Genomic DNA, 562 nt, shown 5'->3' with positions numbered 1-562 from the left:
GCCCTTCGCTGATGGCATCGATCACACTCAGCAACTGCGTGGACTTCAGGTTGTCCTTCGCTTCGCGCGGGGTATGCCCCTTACTGCTTCCTTTACCCATTCCTCACGCTCCATAAATGACAAAACCGCCCGCAGGCGGTTTCACATAAAACATTTTGCATCAGCGACCAATCACCACAACCTGACCACCGTCCCCTTCGTCTGCCGTGCTGATCTCCTGAGAAACCACGCGTGACCCCACGCGCATTTCCCCGTACAGAACAGGCAGAACATTGCCCTGGGCAACCATGTTATCCAGTGAGGAGAAATAGGTGTTCTGCTTACCGTTATCCGTTGTCTGTATACGGGGAGTTCTGGCTTTCGGTGCCAGCATCTGCGCCACACCACCGAGCACCATACTGGCACCGAGAGAAAACAGGATGCCGGTCATACCACCGGCCCCAATGGCTGCCCCCCATGCTGCAAGGGTGGCTCCGGCGGTAAAGAATGATCCGGCAATGGCGGCAGCCCCCAGGACACTCTGGAATACGCCCCCTGACTTGGCCCCGGCGACTCTGGGAAC

General features: G+C 57.7%; 1 protein-coding gene. It reads right to left on the bottom strand.

What is annotated here, in order from left to right; translation table 11 throughout:
* Window positions 1-160: 160 nt before the first annotated feature.
* Window positions 161-562: tail assembly protein (locus DS742_RS29710; protein ID WP_147325911.1), on the bottom strand; the 402-nt coding region annotated here is incomplete at its 5' end.

The organism is Lacrimispora amygdalina, from assembly GCF_003432035.1.
GTDB lineage: Bacteria > Bacillota > Clostridia > Lachnospirales > Lachnospiraceae > Lacrimispora > Lacrimispora amygdalina.
Note: the sequence above shows the minus strand (reverse complement) of the source record. Positions and strands in the feature narration are given on the sequence as shown.